This window comes from Coleofasciculus sp. E2-BRE-01, from assembly GCF_040221695.1.
Taxonomy (GTDB): Bacteria; Cyanobacteriota; Cyanobacteriia; order Cyanobacteriales; family Coleofasciculaceae; genus Coleofasciculus.
In genome coordinates, this window is sequence record NZ_JAVKEA010000203.1 from 1 (window position 1) to 7,079 (window position 7,079).

The following is a 7,079-nucleotide window of genomic DNA, read 5'->3' on the forward strand; positions in this document are numbered from 1 at the left end:
GATCAAGTTTCCTTGTTTCCACCACCTCCAGGCAGTTCGATAACTGATTCCTGCTTTTTTGGCATAGTCTGAGAGTTTCATGTCTATATATTACCCAACATGACTACATCTGACTATATTCTTATTGAAACTTTACAATACCAAGTTGCGTTCTATCATGTCTAGGAACAGCGTTGCGTGAAGCGAAGCTATAGCGAAGAACGAGATACGAGAATCTGGACAGATGCGCGAGCGTCATTCCGTTTCACTGCATTCTGCTCAGCATGACAGATTCTACCTTAGACGGTAACAGAGATAAGTTGACAGGGCAACCCCTATTTATTAAGATTTATTAATATAGCGATAAAACCCTTGACAAACGAAGAAAAATATTGATGTCTAGCGCTGAAACCCTAACCCGATCCAATCCACAAGCCCCATCCTGGCAAATCAAGCTACTCTATGATGGAGAGTGTCCCTTGTGTCTACGAGAAGTTAACTTTCTCCAAGAACGGGATGCGGGTAGAGGATTAGTGAAATTTGTCGATATTGCCGATGAATCCTATAATCCTGAAGACAATAGCGGGGTTGATTATGAAACGGCAATGGGGCGCATTCATGCAATATTACCAGATGGTAAAATTATCAAAGATATTGAAGTATTTCGTACTGTCTACGAGATTCTAGGAATGGGTTGGATATATGCCCCAACTCGCCTACCCATCCTCAATGGTTTAGCCAATCAAATTTATACTATCTGGGCAAACTTACGCCTCAAACTGACAGGACGCCCCAGTCTAGCCACCTTAGTTGCCCAACGTCAACAGGGTTTAGATTGTCGGGATGATCAAAAATGTCGCCTAGAAGATTAATCTAGATTTGGAAATGTGTCTTATCGATAAGGTTGGGCAAAGATAACTTGATTAATGGTGCGTTACGCTTCGTTCTCCTCACGATAATGTCGTGGTCAAGCTAAAATTGTTGAATCGGGCGCACGCCATGCGCCCCTACAGTTTCTGGATGTAATTCTAATTTATCAAATAAGATGTGCCACGATTTAGAAACATAGTAGAGGTGGCTTTAGGTACAATTTTAGGAGCGGGTTTAGGAACTCTGTAGGGGCGGGTTTAGGAACTAAAGTCAGCTATTCACCGATAACGCAAAAACAAAACCCGCCCTGGCTTACTGATAACGGCAAAACAAAAATTGCTCTTGTTGGTTATTATTAACTTGACAATTAAACCTGTCCTAATGAACTGGGCTTTGTGTTCCAGGTTGGTTGGAGGTGAGGCTGGCTTTGATGGCGAAGACAGCGCGACTACAAACTTTTAATTTAACCCGTTCTAATGAGCTTGGCATTGACTTAAAGGTTTGTTGTAGGTGATGCTAGCTTTGATGGCGAAGACAGCGCAACTACAAACATTACTCCTCTGTTCCCGTTGAATATTTTGCAATCCCGGAAAAACTTTAATCTACTCCTGCTACTGGTATGGATTGTCATTGGTGCGGCGTTGCGCTTCACCAATCTTACCCTAAAGTCCCCTTGGACGGATGAGTTTGCGACGCTGGTGTTTAGCTTGGGTAATAGTTTTCAGGCTGTACCCCTTGACCAAGCTATTTCCCTAGAAACATTGTTGCATCCTCTCAAAACTAACCCTGACGCTGGTGTGGGTTTAGTCTGGCAGAAGCTGTTAACCGAGGATCACCATCCGCCACTTTATTTTATGCTGGCGCATGGGTGGATGCAGTTATTTCCCACTTTAGGAGAGTATATCTCACTTTGGGCGGCGCGATCGCTCCCAGCTTTTTTGGGTGTTCTCTCTATCCCAGCCATGTATGGATTCGGCTGGCTGGCGTTTCGTTCTCAGGTTGTGGCGCAATTCGCCGCTGCGATGATGGCGCTGTCTCCGTTTGGGATTTATTTGGCACAGGAAGCCCGTCATTATACGTTAGGTATTATTTGGGTTATCGCTTCCCTGAGTTGCTTTGTTGTGGCGGTACAGCATCTGAAAAGCCGCACACCTTTACCGATTAAGGTGGTATTAGTTTGGGTTCTAGTGAATAGTTTGGGTATCGCTACCCACTACTTTTTTAGTTTGACCCTTTTTGCTGAAGGAATTGCCCTGATGGGATTGGGGTTGTGGCATTATCGTGTTGGGCGAAAACGAGGGATGAACGGTAGGGAAACGCCCGTGGAGTCGTACCCAGACAAGAATTTAGCCCCAAAATCGTTGAATTGGTGGCGGATTTTGGCGGCGGCGATGGGAACAGGAATTGGCGGTTTGGTGTGGATACCCGTGTTACAGGGAGGGTATGAATCCCAGATGGCGGATTGGATGATGCTGAATCGGGAAAGTCTGTTGAGTTGGATTAATCCGATTTTTCAGACGTTGGCGGCTTGGATTACGATGGTGTCGCTGTTACCTGTGGAATCGTCGTCATTAGGGATTGTGTTGGTGTCTGGGGCGGTGATGATTGGGTTCTTTGTCTGGGTTATTCCCTTTGTTTATCGGGGAGGTAAAACCTTGGTGCGACAAGCTGAAACGCGCTGGCAGTCTGGGGTTTTAGCGGGGTTTGTCTTGAGTGCGATCGCGCTATTTTTTGGTATTACTTATATTCTAGGCAAAGACTTGACCAGAGGCGCACGATATCACTTTGTTTATTTTCCGGCTGTCATCCTATTAATCGCCGCCGCGTTAGCGGTTATCGGGAAAACGTCTCACAAATTACACAACTTTTCCCTTTGGCGAAACCGGGGTCAACTTGTCGTCGTGATGGTGGGAGTAATGGGAGTATTAAGTGGGATTACGGTGGTTAATAACTTAGGCTATCAAAAATATTATCGTCCCGACCTTTTAGTGCCAATTATTGAGCAAGCATCCTCTTCACCCGTTCTCATCGCGACTACCCATAATACCTTAGTGCAAACAGGGGAAATGATGGGAATTGCTTGGGAGTTGAGGAATCATGACTCATCTGCGATCAAGAATCCCCAATTTCTCCTGGCTCATCAAGACCAATATCGCTGTCAAGCGTCAACCTGTCCAGCCTCAACCACTCTTGAACAAACACTGGCTCAACTACCACGCCCTCTAGATATATGGCTGGTCAATTTTAAAGCGACAGTAGCCGATTTACCCAACTGTTATACGGAAGATTTTTCTCAGAATAAGATATGGGTTGATGGTTATAATTATCAACTGTATCACTGCTTGGCTAATGATTATGAGGGTTCCTCGGCATCGGATTTGCCGTAATGCCTAAGTGGGTGGACACAATTAAGTTCTAATACCACTGCTGTTCAATTTGACAACCTTTGCTCCCTTTTCTTTCGGTAAATCATTACCTCCATCTACCCCTTATTTACAGCACTGCACTATAATTTAGACGCCACATTACCTGATCACACAGTAGCATTTACCTACTTACGCAAGCATCGCGCGATCGCACGATCGCACGCCAAAGATGTAGGGGCAAGTTTAGGAACAATTTGTAGGGGCGGGTTTAGGGACTCAATTAGATAGTCACCTCAAAATCAAAAACAAAACCCGCCCTAATCCCAACCCTAATTTATTGCAAGTTTTTTGCTGTTTTTTGTCCAACATTCAATCAATAAGTTCAGTCGATTTTACCCGATGCATTCCCGCATCAGCAAACCGTTGAAACGCCGCCTCAGCTTGTTCCGTAAAATCCGCACCCCCAGGAACCACAACCGGAGACGTACAATCGTCCAGTAAATAAACCTTCTCGGCTAACTTAGGATCTCTAGCTTGAATTTCACCCAGCAAGTTATCAATAGTCCAAGCCACACAATGGCTCTTGGCTTGACCAGCAATAATTAACTGGTCAAACTCTAACAATTTTTCCATAAACGGCGTGTTCTTTTGGGCAATGGGTTGGTCATTCTGGTCGAAAAGAACTTCCGCCTGGAGAACCGAGTAATTTTCAGTCAGCGGATGACTCCCTTTCATTTCAAAATGGGTCTGACTTTGACGAACAACATTATGGAATAAACAAGCCTCTTCCACCGCAGATACCAAAGCGTGACTAATCCCTCCCAGCATGGCATGGTAGGGCCAGATAATTAATGGATATTTGCTATCACAATTGAGCGTCTTGGCATAATGCAGCGCATAATCTTGTAACCATTTCTCATCACCCTGGCGAATCCGAGGTACAACGGCTGGATTGATTTTCCACACGCCTTTTTCTACATCCTCCATAGATATATTAGTCATTGCGGGTGGATGTTCTCCAGCATCGTTAATCCAAAATATAGGATGAAAAATTTGCATCGCGGTATGGGTATCCATCGTCGCCGCAATTTCGGTGATGACTCCTAAATTGCGGTAGATAAATTCGCACAATCTTACATTATCATCAACCGCTCCCGTACCCGATTGACCACCGACAAATAATTCAAAGTCGGGAATACAAAAGGTATTCTGTACATCGATTAGCAATAAACCAATCCGGGTTTCATCTTCATGGGCGGGCTGGAGATGATGCTGTTTTGCCCAAGCTTCGGCTTGGTTGACCCGCTCTTGATAGGGAACACGCCAGACATCTCCAACGTGATTGGAGTTGAAATGGGAGGGGATGGGGAGTTGAGTATTAGTACTCATCACGAATCAATCCTGTTCACGAAAGCATCTGACAACTATACTATTGATTATTAACTCACGTTCAGAGTCTTCCTCAAGACTGAGATATTGTTCTAGAGAGTATTGTTACATTTTAGAAGAATTGGTAATAATCTTTGTGGAGAAAGAATAGTTAATGAAATCTGTTGCAATTAATCAGTATGGTGGCACGGATGTCTTACAAGTTATAGACTTGCCAACTCCACCCGTCAAAACCCATGAGATATTGGTCAAAGTCCATGCTACCAGCGTTAATCCCATTGACTGGAAAATCAGACAGGGAACGTTGCAACTCTTAACTGGCTATAGCTTTCCTATGATTTTGGGATTTGATATTTCTGGGGAAGTTGTAGACGTGGGGACGGCTGTGACTCGGTTTCAACCCGGTGACCAAATCTATGCCTGTCTTGATAATCTCACGGGTGGTGCTTATACGGAGTATGCGGTTTTGTCGGAAAAAGCGGCTTGTCCAAAACCCGAAAAGCTTTGCCACAAAGAAGCGGCGGCTGTTCCCTTAGCCGGACTTACGGCGCTGCAAGCCTTGCGAGATGAGGGAAAAATTAAAACGGGGTACAACGTGCTGATTAACGGCGCGTCGGGTGGTGTGGGTAGCTTAGCGGTACAAATTGCCAAGGCGTTTGCAACTCAGGTGACAGGGGTTTGTAGTGGTAAAAATAGTGAGTTCGTAAAACAATTGGGTGCTGACCGAGTGATTGACTATACTCAGCAGGATTTTACTAAGGATACCGCCAAGTACGATATTATTTTCGATGTGGTCGGCAATCAATCCTTCTGGAATTGTCAAGACTGTTTGCAACCCAATGGTGTCTATATTACGACTCAGCCCTATCCGGGTAATTTCCTGGAGAGTTTTGTCACGGCGGTTCTTCCGGGAAAAAAAGCTAAAGTTGTGGTTCTCAAATCCAATGGTTTGGATTTAAAGTCTCTGAAAGAACTGATTGAAGTTCAGAAACTTCGCCCAGTCATTGCTCAAACCTATCCTCTCTCTGCGGTTGCTAAGGCGCATCAGGAGAGTGAACAGGGTCATGTTGTGGGTAAGTTGGTGATTATGGTTGACAATTGAAGGTTTTGACTCTTCGCTGCGTTTGAGGAAACCTGGTTTATAGGGGCGGGTTTAGGGACTTTCTTTTCGCTTTGATGATAACGTTTGTGCAAAACCCGCCCTGACTTAACCCTTATACTCCCGCACCCTGAAAAGGGCGGGTTTAGTCAAGTTATGGGTTTGTGCCAAAATGTTATCGGTAAAACCCGCCCCTACACCTCCGCACCTCTGCAACTCTGTACCCTGAAAAGGGCGGGTTTAGTCAGGTTAGTGGTTGGTGTCAAAATGTTATCGGTAAAACCCGCCCCTACACGCCCATCTGTGTAATTCTTTAGAAAATGTTAATCTTTACTTAACTATGCTGGGCTATAACAGAAAAATCCTCGACTCTAGTAGCATTGCAGGAGATAGTCCTTGAGTAGTCTAGGCAAGAAGCGATTAGAAACCTTATGGGCGATCGCAGGATATGCGGCGGGTGGCGGTACGGCTTGTGCTGCACCAACTCCCTGTGCGGAGATACCGAAACAAATCCTGGTGGCGGCTTCTGATATTTTGATGTATTGTAAAGTTTCAATAAAAATATAGTCAGATGTAGTCATGTTGGGTAATATATAGACATGAAACTCTCAGACTATGCCAAAAAAGCAGGAATCAGTTATCGAACTGCCTGGAGGTGGTGGAAACAAGGAAACTTGACCGGTCATCAATTGCCGTCTGGTACGATTATCATAACTTCGGAGGCGATTGATGATAACTTGAAACCTGACTTGATAGCTTGTATTTATGCAAGAGTTTCCAGCGCCCAAAACAAAGATAATCTAGATCGACAAGCAGAGCGGTTAAAAGATTATGCAATTGCCAGAGGCTACAAAATTTATAAAATTGTCAAAGAGATTGGAAGTGGTTTAAATGACAATCGAAAACAATTGGCAAAAATCCTAGTCGATCCAAACTACAATATTTTGATTGTAGAACATAAAGATCGTCTCGCTAGATTTGGAACGAATTATATAGAGATTCTCCTCAAAGAATTAGACAAAAAAGTTGAAATTGTTAATCAATGTGAGGATAAATAAAGATGAATTAATGGAAGACTTAATCGCCATTATCACTTCCTTTTGCTCGCGGATGTACGGATTAAGAAGGTCGAAACGAAAAACCGAAAAGATTTGGCCCGAGTTAAAATCTCACGGACAATAATGCTACTAGCCCAAAGACATATAATCAAAAAAGGGCATCGTTTTTGGAGGGAAATAGATAGCTTGTCTTGGCAGTCTAAAAATCTTTACAACTCAGCCAATTATCTCATCCGTCAAAACTGGATTTATGGTCATGGGTATTTGACTTATAATCAGATGGCTTCTTTGATGAAAGAGACCGAACAATATAAAGCC

6 protein-coding genes and 3 pseudogenes are annotated in these 7,079 nt (G+C 44.0%); 7 read left to right on the forward strand and 2 right to left on the reverse strand.

The annotated features are described in order from the left end of the window. Positions 1-81, reverse strand: a pseudogene (locus RIG66_RS26425) (IS607 family transposase); the annotation flags it as partial. 293 nt (positions 82-374) lie between these two features. Here RIG66_RS26425 and RIG66_RS26430 point away from each other — a divergent pair. Further along, the gene (locus tag RIG66_RS26430; protein WP_446381931.1) at positions 375-851 is read left to right on the forward strand and encodes a thiol-disulfide oxidoreductase DCC family protein; all 477 of its coding nucleotides are present in this window, start codon (positions 375-377) and stop codon (positions 849-851) included. A gap of 576 nt (positions 852-1,427) precedes the next feature. Beyond that, positions 1,428-3,236, forward strand: a complete 1,809-nt coding sequence (locus RIG66_RS26435) for a glycosyltransferase family 39 protein (RefSeq protein WP_446381941.1) — start codon at positions 1,428-1,430, stop codon at positions 3,234-3,236. Positions 3,237-3,584: 348 nt separating this feature from the next. On the opposite strand, the gene RIG66_RS26440 is transcribed toward RIG66_RS26435, so the two are convergent. Beyond that, positions 3,585-4,604, reverse strand: a complete 1,020-nt coding sequence (locus tag RIG66_RS26440; protein WP_446381933.1) for an isochorismatase — start codon at positions 4,602-4,604, stop codon at positions 3,585-3,587. Positions 4,605-4,758: 154 nt separating this feature from the next. Between RIG66_RS26440 and RIG66_RS26445 the strand changes: the two genes are divergently transcribed. From RIG66_RS26445 to RIG66_RS26465, 5 genes and pseudogenes are all read left to right on the forward strand, one after another. Next, the gene (locus RIG66_RS26445) at positions 4,759-5,706 is read left to right on the forward strand and encodes an NAD(P)-dependent alcohol dehydrogenase (RefSeq protein WP_446381935.1); all 948 of its coding nucleotides are present in this window, start codon (positions 4,759-4,761) and stop codon (positions 5,704-5,706) included. Between the two features lie 153 nt (positions 5,707-5,859). Next, the gene (locus tag RIG66_RS26450; protein WP_446381937.1) at positions 5,860-6,012 is read left to right on the forward strand and encodes a hypothetical protein; all 153 of its coding nucleotides are present in this window, start codon (positions 5,860-5,862) and stop codon (positions 6,010-6,012) included. A gap of 87 nt (positions 6,013-6,099) precedes the next feature. Next, positions 6,100-6,270, forward strand: coding sequence for a hypothetical protein (locus RIG66_RS26455; protein ID WP_446381939.1), 171 nt, complete (start codon positions 6,100-6,102; stop codon positions 6,268-6,270). Between the two features lie 32 nt (positions 6,271-6,302). Further along, positions 6,303-6,885, forward strand: a pseudogene (locus RIG66_RS26460) (IS607 family transposase). After that, positions 6,885-7,079: pseudogene (locus RIG66_RS26465) on the forward strand (transposase); the annotation flags it as partial. The pseudogenes RIG66_RS26460 and RIG66_RS26465, both read left to right, overlap by 1 nt.